The organism is Pseudomonas danubii (assembly GCF_042980055.1).
In the GTDB taxonomy this organism is placed as follows: domain Bacteria; phylum Pseudomonadota; class Gammaproteobacteria; order Pseudomonadales; family Pseudomonadaceae; genus Aquipseudomonas; species Aquipseudomonas danubii.
The window spans coordinates 5,948,424-5,964,452 of sequence record NZ_CP116502.1 but is presented as its reverse complement, the minus strand read 5'-3'; the positions used below and the strand labels follow the sequence as shown (position 1 = coordinate 5,964,452).

General features: G+C 58.9%; 22 protein-coding genes. 13 read left to right on the top strand and 9 right to left on the bottom strand.

The features are described from left to right. Nucleotides 1-5 precede the first annotated feature (5 nt). The 3 genes from PFZ56_RS26690 to PFZ56_RS26680 all read left to right on the top strand — a co-directional run bounded on the left by PFZ56_RS26690 (nt 6) and on the right by PFZ56_RS26680 (nt 2,070). Nucleotides 6-611 (top strand): arylesterase, encoded by a 606-nt coding sequence (locus PFZ56_RS26690; protein WP_102860887.1) that lies wholly within the window; start codon nt 6-8, stop codon nt 609-611. Nucleotides 612-667: 56 nt separating this feature from the next. After that, nucleotides 668-961, top strand: a complete 294-nt coding sequence (locus PFZ56_RS26685; protein ID WP_007931378.1) for a hypothetical protein — start codon at nt 668-670, stop codon at nt 959-961. A 134-nt stretch (nt 962-1,095) separates the two neighbouring features. Next, nucleotides 1,096-2,070 (top strand): L,D-transpeptidase family protein, encoded by a 975-nt coding sequence (locus PFZ56_RS26680; protein ID WP_110594578.1) that lies wholly within the window; start codon nt 1,096-1,098, stop codon nt 2,068-2,070. 127 nt (nt 2,071-2,197) lie between these two features. Here PFZ56_RS26680 and oprI read toward each other — a convergent pair whose 3' ends face one another. Further along, nucleotides 2,198-2,449 carry an outer membrane lipoprotei OprI gene (oprI, locus tag PFZ56_RS26675; protein WP_003448337.1) on the bottom strand — a complete coding sequence of 84 codons (252 nt, stop codon included), beginning with the start codon at nt 2,447-2,449 and terminating at the stop codon, nt 2,198-2,200. Nucleotides 2,450-3,083: 634 nt separating this feature from the next. Here oprI and PFZ56_RS26670 point away from each other — a divergent pair. Further along, nucleotides 3,084-3,365: a GNAT family N-acetyltransferase gene (locus PFZ56_RS26670; protein WP_011062548.1), complete on the top strand. Its 282-nt coding sequence runs from the start codon at nt 3,084-3,086 to the stop codon at nt 3,363-3,365. A gap of 59 nt (nt 3,366-3,424) precedes the next feature. On the opposite strand, the gene PFZ56_RS26665 is transcribed toward PFZ56_RS26670, so the two are convergent. Beyond that, nucleotides 3,425-4,501 (bottom strand): 3-deoxy-7-phosphoheptulonate synthase, encoded by a 1,077-nt coding sequence (locus tag PFZ56_RS26665; protein WP_016967428.1) that lies wholly within the window; start codon nt 4,499-4,501, stop codon nt 3,425-3,427. A 140-nt stretch (nt 4,502-4,641) separates the two neighbouring features. Beyond that, a complete protein-coding gene (locus PFZ56_RS26660) occupies nt 4,642-5,076 on the bottom strand; it encodes a PilZ domain-containing protein (RefSeq protein ID WP_102860889.1) in 435 nt (144 codons plus the stop codon). On the opposite strand from PFZ56_RS26660, the gene PFZ56_RS26655 reads away from it, so the two are divergent. The 5 genes from PFZ56_RS26655 (at nt 5,075) to cysB (ending at nt 9,030) form a co-directional block, all read left to right on the top strand. Continuing rightward, nucleotides 5,075-5,461 carry a thioredoxin gene (locus PFZ56_RS26655; RefSeq protein ID WP_102880446.1) on the top strand — a complete coding sequence of 129 codons (387 nt, stop codon included), beginning with the start codon at nt 5,075-5,077 and terminating at the stop codon, nt 5,459-5,461. The two genes, PFZ56_RS26660 and PFZ56_RS26655, sit on opposite strands and share 2 nt — an antisense overlap. Beyond that, nucleotides 5,461-6,417, top strand: a complete 957-nt coding sequence (locus PFZ56_RS26650) for a putative 2-dehydropantoate 2-reductase (protein WP_102880445.1) — start codon at nt 5,461-5,463, stop codon at nt 6,415-6,417. Before PFZ56_RS26655 ends, PFZ56_RS26650 begins: the two co-directional genes overlap by 1 nt. Before the next feature lie 25 nt (nt 6,418-6,442). Next, entirely contained in the window at nt 6,443-7,348 is a 906-nt protein-coding gene (locus PFZ56_RS26645; protein ID WP_102860892.1) for a 5'-nucleotidase, read from the top strand. A gap of 95 nt (nt 7,349-7,443) precedes the next feature. After that, entirely contained in the window at nt 7,444-7,944 is a 501-nt protein-coding gene (locus PFZ56_RS26640; protein WP_102860893.1) for a universal stress protein, read from the top strand. A gap of 111 nt (nt 7,945-8,055) precedes the next feature. Next, on the top strand, nt 8,056-9,030 hold the full coding sequence (cysB, locus tag PFZ56_RS26635; RefSeq protein ID WP_102860894.1) for an HTH-type transcriptional regulator CysB: 975 nt from the start codon (nt 8,056-8,058) through the stop codon (nt 9,028-9,030). A 6-nt stretch (nt 9,031-9,036) separates the two neighbouring features. Here cysB and PFZ56_RS26630 read toward each other — a convergent pair whose 3' ends face one another. Both PFZ56_RS26630 and PFZ56_RS26625 read right to left on the bottom strand, forming a co-directional pair. Further along, nucleotides 9,037-9,519: a GreA/GreB family elongation factor gene (locus PFZ56_RS26630; RefSeq protein ID WP_170002756.1), complete on the bottom strand. Its 483-nt coding sequence runs from the start codon at nt 9,517-9,519 to the stop codon at nt 9,037-9,039. Between the two features lie 2 nt (nt 9,520-9,521). After that, nucleotides 9,522-9,917: a hypothetical protein gene (locus PFZ56_RS26625; RefSeq protein WP_102880443.1), complete on the bottom strand. Its 396-nt coding sequence runs from the start codon at nt 9,915-9,917 to the stop codon at nt 9,522-9,524. 124 nt (nt 9,918-10,041) lie between these two features. On the opposite strand from PFZ56_RS26625, the gene earP reads away from it, so the two are divergent. Together earP and PFZ56_RS26615 are read left to right on the top strand one after the other, a co-directional pair. Continuing rightward, nucleotides 10,042-11,175 carry an elongation factor P maturation arginine rhamnosyltransferase EarP gene (earP, locus tag PFZ56_RS26620; RefSeq protein WP_170002754.1) on the top strand — a complete coding sequence of 378 codons (1,134 nt, stop codon included), beginning with the start codon at nt 10,042-10,044 and terminating at the stop codon, nt 11,173-11,175. A 48-nt stretch (nt 11,176-11,223) separates the two neighbouring features. After that, nucleotides 11,224-11,796: an elongation factor P gene (locus PFZ56_RS26615; RefSeq protein WP_007931398.1), complete on the top strand. Its 573-nt coding sequence runs from the start codon at nt 11,224-11,226 to the stop codon at nt 11,794-11,796. 71 nt (nt 11,797-11,867) lie between these two features. Here PFZ56_RS26615 and PFZ56_RS26610 read toward each other — a convergent pair whose 3' ends face one another. The 3 genes from PFZ56_RS26610 to PFZ56_RS26600 all read right to left on the bottom strand — a co-directional run bounded on the left by PFZ56_RS26610 (nt 11,868) and on the right by PFZ56_RS26600 (nt 13,994). Further along, nucleotides 11,868-12,287 carry an organic hydroperoxide resistance protein gene (locus tag PFZ56_RS26610; protein ID WP_102880441.1) on the bottom strand — a complete coding sequence of 140 codons (420 nt, stop codon included), beginning with the start codon at nt 12,285-12,287 and terminating at the stop codon, nt 11,868-11,870. A 219-nt stretch (nt 12,288-12,506) separates the two neighbouring features. After that, nucleotides 12,507-12,968, bottom strand: coding sequence for a MarR family winged helix-turn-helix transcriptional regulator (locus PFZ56_RS26605; RefSeq protein ID WP_102880440.1), 462 nt, complete (start codon nt 12,966-12,968; stop codon nt 12,507-12,509). 75 nt (nt 12,969-13,043) lie between these two features. Beyond that, nucleotides 13,044-13,994 carry a LysR family transcriptional regulator gene (locus PFZ56_RS26600; protein ID WP_102860900.1) on the bottom strand — a complete coding sequence of 317 codons (951 nt, stop codon included), beginning with the start codon at nt 13,992-13,994 and terminating at the stop codon, nt 13,044-13,046. A gap of 105 nt (nt 13,995-14,099) precedes the next feature. On the opposite strand from PFZ56_RS26600, the gene PFZ56_RS26595 reads away from it, so the two are divergent. Next, on the top strand, nt 14,100-14,849 hold the full coding sequence (locus PFZ56_RS26595; protein WP_170002752.1) for a sulfite exporter TauE/SafE family protein: 750 nt from the start codon (nt 14,100-14,102) through the stop codon (nt 14,847-14,849). Here the strand turns inward: PFZ56_RS26595 and PFZ56_RS26590 are convergent. Next, nucleotides 14,839-15,693 carry a LysR substrate-binding domain-containing protein gene (locus tag PFZ56_RS26590; protein ID WP_102880437.1) on the bottom strand — a complete coding sequence of 285 codons (855 nt, stop codon included), beginning with the start codon at nt 15,691-15,693 and terminating at the stop codon, nt 14,839-14,841. The two genes, PFZ56_RS26595 and PFZ56_RS26590, sit on opposite strands and share 11 nt — an antisense overlap. A 97-nt stretch (nt 15,694-15,790) precedes the next feature. On the opposite strand from PFZ56_RS26590, the gene PFZ56_RS26585 reads away from it, so the two are divergent. Next, entirely contained in the window at nt 15,791-16,012 is a 222-nt protein-coding gene (locus tag PFZ56_RS26585; RefSeq protein WP_102861006.1) for a DUF1127 domain-containing protein, read from the top strand. The last annotated feature ends 17 nt before the right edge of the window (nt 16,013-16,029 follow it).

Below are 16,029 nucleotides of genomic sequence, written 5' to 3'. Positions count from 1 at the left end.
ATCCGATGCGTGTATGGTTTTTGAGTGCCGGCCTGGCCTTGATGTGCATGGCCCAGAACGCAGCGGCGGGTACGGTCCTGATCGTGGGCGATAGTATCAGTGCGGCTTTCGGCCTGGATACCCGCGAGGGGTGGGTGGCTCTGTTGGAGAAGCGGCTCAAGGACCAGGGTTTCACCGACAAAGTGATCAACGCCTCGGTCAGTGGCGACACCAGTGCCGGTGGCCTGGCGCGGCTGCCGCCGCTGCTTGCAGAGCATAAGCCTGAGGTGGTGATCCTCGAGTTGGGCGGCAACGATGGCCTGCGCGGCCAGCCGCCTCAGCAATTGCAACAAAATCTTGCGTCGATGATCGACAGTGCCCAGGCCAGTGGTGCCAAGGTGCTGCTGTTGGGCATGCAGTTGCCGCCCAACTATGGTGTGCGCTACACCCAGGCGTTCGCTCAGGTTTATGGCCAGTTGGCCAGTGACAAAAAGGTGGCGCTGGTACCGTTTTTTCTTGATGGGGTCGGTGGTCATCCCGAACTGATGCAGGCAGACGGTCTGCACCCTGCAGCAGCGGCTCAGGACAAGTTGCTGGAAAATGTCTGGCCGACGCTAAAACCGCTGCTTTGACGCTTTTCTAGTGGCAGTGTTTCGGCTAATGTGGCGCCCCCGATTTGGAGCCCCCGATGCCGCGTCCCGCCTGGTCCCTGTTTGCCTATCAACTGATCGAGCCTGATGAACAGCTTGACCTGTTCGCCTGCCAGGAGGTTCGAGTGCATCTGGTGACGCGTCAGCTGGAGTTGGGTGGTTCTGCCGATCGGACCTTGTGTGGCACTTTGTTGCCCGCGCAGCCGCGCTGGTCGAGTGTGGATCGGACGATTTTCCAGGATCAACGACTCTGCCCCTTGTGCCGGGCAATCCTGGAGTCGCAAAAGCGCGGCACTCCGCCGATCTGGCCGGAGTTGCGCTTCGAGCTGTAGGCGGTCGATAGCGAACCGTTTCGACAGGGATTTCATGTGCCTGCGCTTGTGTCTCCCGCTTGGCTCCCGCAGCCAGGGGGCGGGGTGTACAATCGCGTTTCTATCACTCGTTTTTCATGCGAAGGATTATCCGGATGTTGCCGCGTCTCCCCGTCGTCACCCGCTGCCTGACACTTGCCGCATTGTGTGTGGCCGGTCCCGTTGCAGCATTGGAATTGCCTCTGCCGCCGCCCGGTGAAGATATTGTCGGTCAGGTGCAGGTGATCAAGGCCAAGTACGAAGACACCTTCGCCGACCTGGGCACTGCTCATGACCTGGGGTACCTGGAGATGGTGGCGGCCAATCCGGGAATCGACCCCTGGTTGCCGGGGGCGGGGACCGAGGTCATCTTGCCCACCCGTTTCATCCTGCCTCCCGGGCCCCGTGAGGGCATCGTGATTAACCTGGCGGAGTATCGTCTTTACTACTTCCCCAAGGGGCGGAATGTGGTTTACACCTTCCCGTTGGGCATTGGACGCGAGGGGTGGGGGTCGCCGATCGCTCATACCAGCATTACTGCGAAAACCCCGAATCCAACCTGGACTCCACCGGCGTCGATCCGGGCCGAACATGCTGCCGATGGTGATCCGCTGCCGAGCGTGGTGCCGGCAGGACCGAATAACCCGCTGGGGCCGTTCAAGTTCACCTTGGGCACGCCTGGTTACCTGATCCACGGTTCGAACAAAAAGTTCGGCATCGGCATGCGTACCAGTCATGGCTGTTTCCGTATGCTCAACAACAACGTGCTGGAAATGGCCGGGATGGTTCCGGTAGGAACTTCCGTGCGTATCATCAACGAGCCGTACAAGTTCGGTATCAGCGGTGGCAAAGTCTATCTGGAGGCGCATACACCTTTGGATGACAAGGGTAATCCTTCAGTGGTCGACAAGCACACTGCGGTGATCAATGCTTTGCTCAAGCGCGAAGATCTGGCCAACAACCTGCGCATGAACTGGGATGTGGTCAGGGATGTAGTGGCGGCCGAAGATGGCTTGCCAGTGGAGATCGCAATACCGACCACGGCGCCTGCAACATCGTTGTCCAGTGCTCCGTTCGATCTGCAGCAGTAAGGGTTAGAACAACAACCCGTCGAGACCTGCCGGTGTCGACGGGTTTTTTATTGTCAGTGGAAAATCCCAGGCAATAAAAAAGCCGATCCAAAAAATGGATCGGCTTGATAACAATCCCGAGGGACTATTACTTGCGGCTAGCTTTTTCCAGCATACGCAGAGCGCGCTCGTTAGCTTCGTCAGCAGTCTGTTGTGCTTTTTGAGCAGCAGCCAGAGCTTCATCAGCTTTACGATAGGCTTCGTCTGCACGAGCCTGAGCACGAGCTGCTGCATCTTCAGTAGCAGTCAGACGAGCTTCGGTTTCTTTGGATACGCTGCTGCAACCGGTAGCCAGAACTGCGGCCAGAGCCAGAGCAGAGAATTTCAGAACGTTGTTCATCGTGTTCCCCTTCAAGGACTTTCTATTAGTAGCTATCACCTCAGAGTGAGGAAATAGCCGGCGTACATACTACCCATTACTTGTAGTAAGTAAACTGACGTAGCGCAAGAAGCAAAAAAAATTCTAGGCGGTGATTCTTTTTCGAGCAACTTTTTAAGCGATTGTATAAAAAACATTCAGCGGCAAGGCTCTGTCAGAGGGTGCTGGTTGTTTGCCAGCATTCTCCAGGCGCTGTTTCAGAGTCTAGGCTAAAGTGGGCCTATATTCTGTCGATGGCACTTTTCTTCAGAATCTGGCCAGCCTTGGCCTATCTTTATCCATCTTGCCGGTGACTTTAAGAAACGGTGCTCGTCTTAAGTTTCAGCATCCGGCGATGTATAGCCTCAACGCATTTTTACACTGGGCCTGACGGTGCTTTCTGCAAGGCTTGCTGAGGGCGTTTTACGTTGATCTGTGACGAGTGTGGCTTGAGCATTTATGCCCAGGGCGCCTACTATTTTGTAACGTGCTCGCGATGTAAGGGGGATGCCTTCTACGGTGGTGTCCGACAGGCACGAGGTGGCGTAAGTTGTTCCTTCGCCGGAAAAACATCGGTAAGGTATGGGTCAGCATTCCAGACCCGCAAGGAGTAGTGATGAGCGAGGCGTTGTCCATCCACCATGACCAGGCTGGTCATCAGTTCGAGACCAATGTGGACGGTCATCGTGCCTACCTGACCTATATGGACCTGGGTAAGCAGACTCTGGATATCTACCGCACCTTCGTGCCCAACGCATTACGTGGGCGCGGCATTGCCGCGGCGTTGACCGAGCAGGCGCTGGAGTACGCCGAGCGTATGGGTTACACAGTGATTCCATCCTGTTCTTATGTAGAACGCTACATGGAACGCCATCAGCGTCACGCAGCAAAGCTCTGATCGGGGCGACCAAAAAAACGCCGGGCTTGGCCCGGCGTTTTTGTGTCTGGCGAAAAGGATCAGCTGCGATCGCGTTTCGGCAATACGTCCTTGAGCTTGGCGTGCATGCTGCGCAGGGTTTTCTCGGTGCTTTCCCAGTCGATGCAGGCGTCGGTAATCGATACGCCGTACTGCAGGTCTGACAGGTCCTTCGGAATCGCCTGGCAACCCCAGTTCAGGTGACTTTCCACCATCAGACCGATGATCGACTGGTTGCCTTCCAGGATTTGGTTGGCAACGTTTTCCATGACTAGAGGTTGCAGCGCCGGGTCCTTGTTGGAGTTGGCATGGCTGCAGTCGATCATGATGTTCGGCTTGATCTTGGCCTTGCTCAGGGCTTGTTCGCAGACAGCGACGCTCACCGAGTCGTAGTTCGGCTTACCGTTGCCGCCACGCAGCACCACGTGGCCGTAGGCGTTGCCTTTGGTGGTTACGATCGATACGCCCCCTTGTGGGTTGATCCCGAGGAAGCGATGCGGGCTGGATACCGATTGCAGCGCATTGATCGCCACGGTTAGGCCACCGTCGGTGCCATTCTTGAAGCCCACGGCCGACGACAGGCCGGAAGCCATTTCCCGATGGGTCTGGGATTCAGTGGTGCGTGCACCGATGGCCGACCAACTGATCAGGTCCTGCAGATATTGCGGGGAGATCGGGTCAAGGGCTTCAGTGGCGGTAGGCAGGCCCATTTCAGCCAGGTCCAGCAACAACTGCCGCCCGATATGCAAACCGTCCTGAATCTTGAACGAGTCATCCAGGTAAGGGTCGTTGATCAGGCCTTTCCAGCCAACGGTAGTACGGGGTTTCTCGAAGTACACCCGCATTACCAGATAGAGAGTGTCAGAGACTTCCGCCGCCAGTGCCTTGAGACGTTCAGCGTACTCGTGCGCTGCCTTGATGTCGTGGATCGAGCAGGGCCCAATGACGATAAACAGACGGTGATCAGTGCCGTCGAGGATGTTGCGGATCACTTCGCGACCCTTGGTCACGGTGCGCAAGGCGGTGTCGCTAAGGGGGATGTCTCGCTTGAGTTGATCAGGGGTGATCAGGGTCTCGTTGGAGGCGACGTTAAGGTCGTTGATCGGTAAATCAGCCATCGTGTTACTCGTCAGGTCACGGGTGCCGGCCGCCAGCGATCCCCGCGCGGCGGAGCACAGCGGATTTGAGCGCGTCGGGGAGCGGAACCTTAGCGCGTTACCCGGTGACTCTACAATGGGCAGGCGGCGGTTTTATTGGGCTAAGGCTGCACAAAAGCCTGGTGTACGCGGTCCTCGGAATAGTCCTCTGCGTGCTGCTCGACCCAATTCAGGGCCAGGGCCTCGATGCATTGTTGTTCGCTCTGAGGTTCATGCAGGCGGCAGTATCGGGCGATCTGGCACACCTGTTCGCCCATGCGGGCGCCGAACAGCGTTTGCTCATCGACGAAAGCGATCCCCACCAGGTAGCCGCGCTTGCGCTTCAGGCACCAGGCGACATAGCCGTTGTAGCGCGCATTTTCCCCCAGCGTCGGCATATACACCTCTAGTGCGGTGCCGTGGCGCCAGGCGCGGTGGTAATTGCACGCCATGCCACCGAGGCTGATAGTGTGCAACCGCTGACGCGAAATGCAGGCGTATTTACGCAGGGTCAGTTCAACCGGAACATCATCAGGATGAGGCAAAAAACGTCCCATGACCGCAGACTCCGAGTGTCGTCCATTTGACATTGTTTCCCCCAGTATAGTGGTCGAATTGGAACTGACAGACTTCGATATCGACCAGCAATTGCTGGGCCTGGATGGTGTTTCCCTGGTGGTTTTCACCAGCGTTGGCTGTTCCAGTTGCCGTTGGGCGCGGGCGCAACTGCCGGGGCTGGGCTTGCCGGTCGAGCGGTTGTGCTGGGTCGATGCCGCTGACAACGGAGGCGCCGTGGAGCGCTATCAGGTGTTTCACCTGCCGGCCCTGTTTGTGGTGAGCGACGGTGAGTTTTATGGGGCGTTGCAGTCGCGGCTGACGTACAAGGAGCTCACTGAGGGCTTGCGTCAGGCGCTCAATCGAATTCCAGAGGAGTTGCCTTGATGGATGCAGGTCGTAAACCGCGTGTGGGCATTATCGGGACCGGAGCGATCGGAGGTTTTTACGGGGTGATGCTGGCGCGCGCCGGTTTCGACGTGCACTTTCTATTGCGTAGCGAGTTCTCGACGGTGGTGGAGCAGGGGCTGCAGGTCAACAGCGCTCAGTACGGGGCGTTGAGCCTGAAACCGGTGCAGGCATACGCCAGCGCTGAGGAGATGCCGCTTTGTGACTGGCTGCTGGTGGGAGCCAAGACCACCAGCAACCTCCAGTTGGCGCCGGCGATCATTCAGGCGGCGGCGCCTGATGCCAAGGTTCTGTTGCTGCAGAACGGCCTGGACGTTGAAGATGGCCTGCGCGCCGTGCTTCCTGAGTCGCTGCACCTATTGGGTGGCTTGTGCTTTATCTGTGTCCATCGTGCGGGTCCCGGCCAGATCGAGCACCAGGCTCTTGGTGCAGTCAATCTGGGTTACCACAGCGGTCCGGCAAGCGCTGATCCGGTGTTGAGCCAGGCTATTGTCGAAGAAGGGGCGGCGTTGTTTCGTGAGGCCGGGCTTGATTCCAAGGTCATGGGCAACCTGCAGCAGGCGCGTTGGCAGAAGCTGGTGTGGAATGTGCCTTACAACGGTCTGTCGGTGCTGCTCAAGGCCAGCACCACGCCGTTGATGGCCGATCCGGACAGCCGCGAGTTGATTCAGAACCTCATGCAGGAGGTGCTTCTGGGGGCTGCGGCTTGTGGTCATGTCATTCCAGATGCCTACGCACAGCAACTGTTCAAGTCCACCGAGCACATGCCCGACTATTGGCCGAGCATGTACCATGATTTCCTGCATCAGCGTCCTCTGGAGTTGGCAGCCATCTATGCCGCACCTTTGGCGGCAGCCAGGGCCGCTGGCTGTGAGCTGCCGAAAATCCAGGCGCTTTACCAAGCCTTGAGTTTCATCGACCGGCATCACGCTTGAGCTGATTACCTGAAGGGGACGGAATATGGCAAATGGCCTGGATGGCAAGCTGGTGGTGGCGATTTCGTCGCGGGCTTTGTTCGATCTGAGCGACAGCCATAAGGTCTATCTGGCCCAGGGTGTCGAGGCTTATAGGCAGTATCAGATCGAACACGAAGAGGAGATCCTCGAACCGGGCGATGCCTTCCCATTGGTGAAGAAACTGCTCAGTCTCAATGCCAGCCTGGGACGTGCGCGGGTCGAGGTGGTGCTGGTTTCACGCAACAGTGCTGACACCGGCCTGCGGGTGTTCAACTCGATCCAGCATTACGGCCTGGGTATTTCCCGTGCGGCCTTCGTCGGCGGTCGCAGTCCCTATCCCTATTTGGCGGCCTTTGGCAGCGATCTGTTTCTCTCTACCCATGCCGACGATGTGCGCAGTGCTCTGGAGGCCGGGTTTGCCGCCGCGACCATCCTTTCCGGCGGCGCCCGGCGCGCCGCCAATGGCGAGTTGCGCATCGCCTTCGACGGGGACGCCGTGCTGTTTTCCGATGACTCGGAACGGGTCTATCAAACCGGTGGCCTGGAGGCCTTTCAGGCCAGTGAGCAGCAGTCGGCCCGGGAACCATTGCCGGGCGGACCGTTCAAGGGCTTTCTGGCGGCACTCAATCTGCTTCAGGGCGAGTTTCCCAACGATGCCTGCCCGATTCGCACGGCCTTGGTCACGGCCCGTTCGGCGCCGGCCCATGAACGGGTGATCCGCACCTTGCGCGAGTGGGACATTCGTCTGGACGAGTCCTTGTTTCTGGGCGGCCTGGAGAAAGCCGCCTTTCTTGAAGCCTTCGCCGCCGATGTTTTTTTTGATGATCAGGCCGGTCACTGCGAGTTGGCCCGCGAGGTGGTCGCCACCGGCCACGTGCCCCATGGCATCAGCAACGAAGCCAGGGATTGAGCCCTAAAATCCCAGGCTTGGCGTCGAACCTCCCACAGTTCCAGGCACTGCTAAGCTGAATCAATCTCCGCCATCTTGGCAGTTGAGGAGGTCATATGATTCGTTCGATGCTGTATGCCACCGACCTCGGTCTGTATGCGCCCTTTGTCATGCAGCATGCCTTGGAGCTGGCTCGAACGTTCAATGCCGACTTACATGTAGTGCACGCAGTGGAACCCATGGGGCTATTTGCCGAATCGGTGTTGCAGAGCTATCTGGATGAGCAATCCTTGAACGAGTTTCACCGCCAGGGCTTGAGCACGGTAATGGCCAATATCGAGCAGCGGGTGCTGGACAGTTTTCGCGAGGAGTTGGGGGAGGGCATGCAGGACCTGACCTTGATCCAGTCGGTGCGGGTGCTTCAAGGGGACCCATCCCAGGTGATTCTGGATCAGGCGGCGAAACTCTCGGTGGATTTGCTGATCGTAGGAAGTCACAGCCACGGGGGCGGTGCGCAAACCCCTTTGGGGCGTACGGCCGCACGGGTTTTACAGCTGGCCAAAGTGCCGGTTTATCTGGTGCCTCTGGTGCAGCGTCGGCGTCAGGGGGATGTCTGAGGGCGGAATGGAAAATTCTGAATAAAAGTTCTAGATTTATTCTCCTGACCATTAATATAGTTATATACCGTCGCTGATACCCGTGGCGTCTACCTGCTTTGAGGGATTGATATGAAGCTTCAACAATTGCGCTACATCTGGGAAGTGGCGCACCACGACCTCAACGTCTCCGCTACCGCCCAAAGCCTTTACACCTCACAACCGGGTATCAGCAAGCAGATCCGTCTGCTCGAAGACGAGCTTGGGGTCGAGGTCTTCGCTCGCAGCGGCAAGCATCTGACCCGTGTGACCCCGGCCGGTGAGCGGATCATCACTACCGCCGGCGAGATCCTGCGCAAGGTCGAAAGCATCAAGCAGATCGCCCAGGAGTTCTCCAACGAGAAGAAGGGCACCCTGTCCATCGCCACCACCCATACCCAGGCACGCTACGCCCTGCCACCGGTGATCAGTAGCTTCATCAAGCAGTACCCCGATGTGGCCCTGCACATGCACCAGGGCTCGCCGATGCAGATCGCTGAGATGGCCGCTGACGGCACTGTGGATTTCGCCATCGCCACCGAGGCGCTGGAGCTGTTCGGTGATCTGGTGATGATGCCGTGCTATCGCTGGAACCGTTGCGTGGTTGTGCCTCAGGGCCACCCGCTGACCAAGCTGCCGAAGCTGACCCTGGAAACCTTGGCCGAATACCCCATCGTTACCTACGTGTTTGGTTTCACTGGCCGTTCCAAGCTTGATGAAGCCTTCAGCCATCGTGGCCTGACGCCAAAGGTGGTGTTCACTGCGGCTGACGCCGACGTGATCAAGACCTATGTGCGCCTGGGGTTGGGAGTGGGTATCGTCGCCAAGATGGCGGTCGACACCAAGCTCGACAATGACCTGGTGGTACTGGACGCCAGCGAGCTGTTCGAGTCGAGCATCACCAAGATCGGTTTCCGTCGCGGTACATTCCTGCGCGGCTTCATGTGCGACTTCATCGAGAAGTTCGCCCCGCACCTGACGCGCGAAGTCATGGCCAAGGCGATTCAATGCCATAACAAGCAGGAACTGGAAGAACTGTTCGACGGCGTCGAACTGCCGGTTCACTGATTTCAGCTAGCGGACCTCGGTGACAGTGAACTGTTGCCGGGTCCCCGCCACCACGATCTCCACCTCGTCGTCCTCGAACTTGCCCATCAGGCTCTTGCCCAGCGGTGACCGCGGGGTGATGACGGTCACCAGTTGCCCCACCACATAAACCTTCAAGCCTGCCCCGTCGGGGCCAAGAAACAGCCATTGTTCGTGGCCGTTTTCATCCTCCAGCCCCAGCAACGCACCGACCTGGATCCCGGTCTGTGGGTCGTAGGATCGCAAACTCAGGTTCTGCCAGAGACTCAATGCCTGACGGATTTCCTCGACCCGCCGAGCCTGGCCGGCCGCCAGGTAGGAGGCTTCCAGCCCCAGAGTGTCGTACTTGTTCTCGGCGATATTCTCTTCGTGAGTGGCGGTTTCGTAGGCGGTTTGCGCTGCGCGCACCGCGATCTCCAGATCCTCTTGGAGCTGTTGCAGAATCAGTTGGCAGACAGACTGTTTATTCATGATCAATTACAGAACTGCAGAACGTTGGCGCGACTCTTTTCGCTGGGCGCTGTCTGGTCCTGTTGCAACCAGAACTGGCATTTGGGATTGGACAGGTTGCGCGGGTCGCTGCGAGCGTTATCCAGGGATTGCAACTCTTCGTTCTTGCGCAGGTTTTCCTGATACTGCTCGAACAGCCGATTGGGCGGTTCAGGCGCAACCACCGGCGGCTTCGCCAATTGCTGCACGGCTTGCGCTACAGGAGCCAGTTGCTGGCTGAAGAGAAAGTGCGAGGCTAGCCAGCAGGTCAGGGCAATCGCCAGAAAACCCAGCCACAGGCCCAGGGCAATGCTGCCGCTGAGCGCCAGGGCATTGAAGCTGATGCGCAAGGAGCGACGAGCGGGCGGGCGATAAGACATGGTTGCCTCCTGGCGGGCGATAGTGGGCGAGGGCTGATTGTCGCATGAAGATTAATCGAGGTTGGCTCTTCTGCGCAGGAGCATTTATGCGGACAATCGGCGCCTTTGCCAATCGGGGACTGGAATGAAAGCCTCCTGGGATATTTTTTGCAGCGTGGTCGACAACTACGGCGACATCGGCGTGACCTGGCGCCTGGCCCGACAGTTGGTGGCCGAGCATCAATGCACGGTGCGTTTGTGGGTCGATGATCTGCGGGCCTTTGAAAAGATCTGTCCAGAGATCGACTTTCAGCGACTCAGCCAGTATCAGGATGGGGTCGAGGTGCGCCACTGGCCGGCCCAGTGGCAACCTGAAGCTGCAGCCGATGTGGTGATCGCTGCGTTTGCCTGTCAATTGCCCCATGCCTATATGGAGGCCATGGCCGAGCGCCAGCGTGCACCCTTGTGGCTGAATCTGGATTACCTGAGCGCGGAGGATTGGGTCAGTGGCTGCCACGGCCTGCCATCAGTGAAGTTTCGTGGCGTACAGAAGTACTTTTTCTTCCCCGGATTCCAGGCTGGCACGGGCGGCTTGCTGCGCGAAGCCGGATTGCTCGAGCGCCGCCGGCAATTTCAGGCCGATCGCCAGGTCCAGCTGGATTTTCTTCAAGGACTGGGAGTCACTCCCGCCGCCGGTAGCCGCTTGATGTCACTGTTTGCCTATGAGAACGCCAGTCTTGGTGGTTGGCTGGATGCCTTGGCCCTCGATACGCAACAGACCCATTTGCTGGTGCCCGAAGGGCGCATCCTGGGAGATGTGCAGCGCTGGCTGGGAGACGCGTCGTTGAGTGTGGGCAGCCTGCAGATCCGGCAGTCCCTGACGGTCCAGGTCCTGCCTTTTGTTCGCCAGGAAGATTACGACCGTCTGTTGTGGTGCTGCGATTTCAACGCGGTGCGGGGAGAGGACTCCTTTGTTCGGGCGCAATGGGCCGGGCGGCCGATGCTCTGGCATATCTACCGTCAGGACGAAGACATTCACCTGGACAAGCTCGAGGCCTTTCTCGCCTTGTACACCCGGACTCTTTCACCTGACGCCCAAGCGGCGGTGCGGGCCCTGTGGCAGGCCTGGAATACCGAGGCGGCGATGACCGACGCCTGGAAAAACCTGCTGCAACACTGGCCCGAAGTCGCCGCGCACGCCGAACAATGGTGTCTGGAACAAGGCTTGCAAGCCGATCTTGCTGCGGCGCTGGTGCAGTTTTACCTAAATTGGATATGATACGCGGCCTAGATTTTTGTAAATCCCATCCAAATTCGGATATTCGCAATGAAAACTGGTAAAGAACTCAAACCCGGTACCGTGATCCGTATCGACAACGATCCTTGGCTGGTTCAGAAAGCTGAATTCACCAAGTCCGGTCGTAACAGCGCGATCATGAAGACCAAGCTGAAGAACCTGCTGACCGGTTACAAGACCGAAACCGTTTACGGTGCGGACGACAAACTGGACGACGTGATCCTGGATCGCAAAGAAGCGACCCTGTCGTTCATCAGCGGTGACACCTACACCTTCATGGACACCACTGACTACACCATGTACGAGCTGAACGCCGAAGACATCGAGGCCGTTCTGCCGTTCATCGAAGAAGGCATGACCGACGTTTGCGAAGCCGTGTTCTTCGAAGACCGTCTGGTTTCCGTTGACCTGCCGACCACCATCGTGCGTCAGGTTGACTACACCGAAGGTTCCGCTCGCGGCGACACTTCGGGCAAGGTGATGAAGCCTGCCAAACTGAAAAACGGTACCGAGCTGAGCGTTGCGGACTTCATCGAAATCGGCGACATGATCGAGATCGATACCCGCGAAGGCGGTTCCTACAAGGGCCGCGCCAAGGTTTAATCCTGGTTCGATCTTGTCGATGAAAAAGCCCGACCTTGAGTCGGGCTTTTTTATGCCTGGCGTTTACTGTTTCAGACGTTCACGTGCAGGCGTACATCAACATTGCCACGGGTGGCGTTGGAGTAGGGGCAGACCTGATGTGCGGCATCCACCAGGCTTTGCGCCTCTTCCTGAGCCAGGCCGGGCAGGCTCACATGCAGATCGATATCCAAGCCAAAGCCGCCAGGGATCTGACCGATACCGACATGGGCGGTGATCGAGGCGTTGTCCGGGATCTTGCGCTTGCTCTGGCTGGCAACGAACTTCAGGGCACCGATAAAGCAGGCCGAATAGCCGGCGGCGAACAGCTGCTCCGGGTTGGTCGCCTGCCCACCGGCCCCGCCGAGTTCCTTGGGGGTGGCCAGTTTGACGTCGAGGATGTTGTCACTGGAAACAGCGCGGCCATCACGGCCACCGGTGGCGGTTGCAACTGCGGTGTAGAGAGTTTGCATGGTGAAAGCCTCGTGCTGGGTTGTTTTTGCGCTAATTGTTTGCGCGCTAAGTAAGTGCGAAATAAATGTATCGCTCAAATATTTAGTGTGCAAGATAAATTTTATGCAAACTATTGCCCGAAGCCCTGTTTCTGGCTCAACTCATTGTTTTTTAAACATATATTTTTTCTCAAAACCAGCCCTAGCCCCAGCTCCAGGCGCTGGCTTGTCGGCGAAGCCTTAGAGACTGTCCTGCAAATGCCCCCGCAGCACCTGCAAATCTTCCTGCAGCTGCCGCAACTGCTCCACTGTCCGACCGCTGGCGCCGAGGATGCACTGTGGGATGTTCTGGGCTTGTTCGCGCATCGCTCGGCCCTGTTCCGTCAGCTCGACAATGACCACTCGCTCATCTTCCCGGCTGCGAGTGCGGCTCAGCAGACCCTCGGCTTCCAGGCGCTTGAGCAAGGGAGTCAGCGAGCCGGGGTCGGTCAGCAGGCGCTGGCTGATTTCGCCGACGGTCAGGCCATCCCGCTCCCAGAGCACCAGCATTGCCAGGTACTGCGGATAGGTCAGCCCCAGTTGCTGCAGCAACGGTTTATAGACCTTGGTCAGTAGCAGCGATGTGGAGTGCAGGGCGAAACACACTTGGTTGTCCAACAGCAGCTGTTCGCAGGTATCCGGGGTAGAGCGGTCGGTGGTCATGTCGGGGGCCTTGGTCGTTAATGGTCCTGAATCTAGCGGGCGAGTCTTTAATGCACCAGATAATTTTCTTCGACGTCAGTTCATTGCACTCTGCAGTGCCAGGTCCCATGGCGGAACCGGACTGAAGCGACTTTTCAGGTACTCCAGCAGCAGGCGGCTACGGGCATTGGGATGCTGCTCCATGCGCAAGGCATAGATACCGGCGGTTTCCGGCTTGGGCAGACCGTTATCACAGAACAACGGCACCAGTTCTCCGCGCAACAGGTACTCACTCACCAGCCAGGTGGGCAAGTGAGCAATTCCCAGCCCAGCCAAGGCTCCCGAAAGCAGGGCTTCGGCATTGTTGGCGCTGAGGCGGATGCGTTGTGGGCGATGACTGTGCAGCTGTCCGTCCCGTTCAAAGCGCCAGGCGAACAAGGGTGCCAGGCCATCCCAGTCGAGGCCGTCGTGCTGGCTGAGCTCAGCGGGTTGAGTCGGGGTGCCACGGCTCTTCAGGTAGGACGGACTGGCACAGGCAATGCGTACGATGCTGGCCAGGGAGGTGGCCACCATCCGGGTATCCACCTGTTGCCCGGCCCGCAGTACCAGGTCCACTTTGCCCAGGTGCGAGCCCTGCATGTCGACGAAGCTGTCGATCAGGTGCAGTTGTACATCCAGGCCGGGATAGAGCACCAGGAAGTCGGCGATCGCCGGTGCCAGATGACGGCGGCCGAAGGCGGCCGGGGCATCGATGCGGATCAGGCCTTCCGGCGCATGGCTTAGGGACACCGCCTCGGCCCGGGCCAGTTGCAGTTCAGCGACAATGCGCCGGGCCCGTTCGGCGAAGGCCAGGCCAGCGGCTGTGGCGACCACGGCATGGGTGGTGCGCATGAACAACGTGGTGCCCACGGCACTTTCCAGGCTGTCGATACGCCGGGCCACGGCGGAGGGCGTCAGTGGATGGCGGCGAGCCGCGGCGGAAAAACTGCCGGCTTCCAGCACATCGAGAAACAGCCCCAGTTGTTCGGTGAGAGTGTTGGGATTCATGGTCAGAGCGCTTATGCGAAAACGGCACAGCCATTGTGCGTTGCTGTGCGTTTCCGTGCCAGGGCCGACTGCGTAGCATGCAGCTCTCAGGTGAGGAGAGCGGCTGTGATCGAGTTAGTGATGTATCTGCTGTTGGGCGCGGCCCTGGGCACTGTGGGTGGTTTGTTCGGTATCGGCGGCGGCTTGATCGCGATTCCCGTGCTGGGGGTGTTGTTCGGCCTGGATCAGCAGATTGCCCAGGGCACTGCACTGGTGATGGTGGTGCCCAATGTGATGCTGGCGCTGTGGCGCTATCACCAGCGCAACCGGATTGAATTGCGCCATGCCTTGCCCCTGGCAGTGATGGGCTTTAGTTTCGCCTGGCTCGGCTCGATCTGGGCGGTGGGCATCGACGCGCAGAAGATGCGTATCGGCTTTGTCGTCTTTCTCCTGGTGCTGTCGGCCTATAACCTGCTGCGCATGTTCATGAGCAGCGCGCCGGCCAGCACGCGGATGCGTTATTCCTGGCCTTGGCTGGGGGTTCTGGGCGCCGCTTCCGGGGCCATGGGCGGGTTGTTCGGCGTAGGCGGAGCGGTAGTGGCCACGCCAGTATTGACCAGCGTCTTTGGTACCACCCAGGTGGTGGCACAAGGGCTGTCCCTGGCCCTGGCGTTGCCGAGCACCGGCGTGACCCTGGTGACCTACGGTGTCCATCATCAAGTGGACTGGATGATCGGTCTGCCGTTGGCGGTCGGCGGCCTGTTGAGCATCAGCTGGGGAGTGAAGGTGGCTCATGCTTTGCCCGAGCGCCTGCTGCGGGCGCTGTTCTGCGGTTTCCTGGTGGTGTGCGCGGTGATGCTGGCCTTCAAAGTTTGAAGCCTTCGACAATGTGCTCCGCCAGGCACTCGGTGATGGGCGAGGGCGTATTGAGGTTGCGCAGCAGCATGATGCTCGCCTCCGGCAATTGGGGCAGCCCCTCAGCCTCGCCGAGAATGCGCATGTCCGGTGTGATCAGGCTTTCCAGTTGCGCGGTGATTGCCAGCCCGGCACTGACCACGGCCATCAACGCCGCCAGGCTCGAGCTGTTGTAGGCAATCCGGTAGTCGAGTCCGGCGGCGTCCAGGGCGTTGCAGGCCCAGAGTCTGCAAAAGCAGTCGCTGTTGAACATCGCCAGGGGCAATGGCGATTGCTCGTGGGGATTGAAGCCCTGGGCCACGGCCCAGACGAAGCGCTCCTTGCGCAGCAGTTGGCCGATCTCGCTGCCCGGCTCGCGGGTGACGATGGACAGATCCAGATCCTGGCGTTGCAGCAACTGTTTGCTGGATTCGCAATGCACCTCGATCTGGATCAGCGGGTAGCTTTGGGCAAAGCGCGACAGGATTCCCGGTAGAAAGCGCATCACATAATCATCCGGAGTTCCGATGCGAACCAGGCCCACCATGTGCGGTTCGCGCAAGGTATTGAACACTTCACTGTGCAGTTTCAGGATGCGTCGGGCGTAGCCCAGCAGCACCTGGCCTTCGGCGGTGAGCTTGACCTGGCGCCCGTCGCGCTGGAACAACTGGCGTTGCAGCACATCTTCTTCCAGGCGTTTCATCTGCATGCTCACCGCCGACTGGGTGCGATTGACCCGTTCGCCGGCCCGGGTAAAACCGCCTTCATCGGCGATGGCGACAAAGGTGCGCAGGACTTCGGTGTCGATGCTGGGGAACTGGGACATTCCATCAAATCCTGAGATGAATGGCATAAGAAACATTCGTTGGATTGATCTTAATCCTAAGCAGAGACTGGCGTCATCCCCACTGGAGGGCAAGATGATGAAAGGTCAAAAGGGTTATGTGCTGGTCCACAAGCTGTCATTTCAGGCGCTGTCATTGAGCGGCTTATGGCGCAGGGTCATGCGCTGGTATGAGCTTGGCCGTGAGCGCCGGATGCTCGCCGGGCTGAGCGATGAGGCGTTGAAGGACCTGGGCCTGACGCGGGCCGATGTCGAGCATGAGCGGGTCCGCCCGTTCTGGGACGACCCGATGCATAAATAGCGGCAAGAGTGCTACAC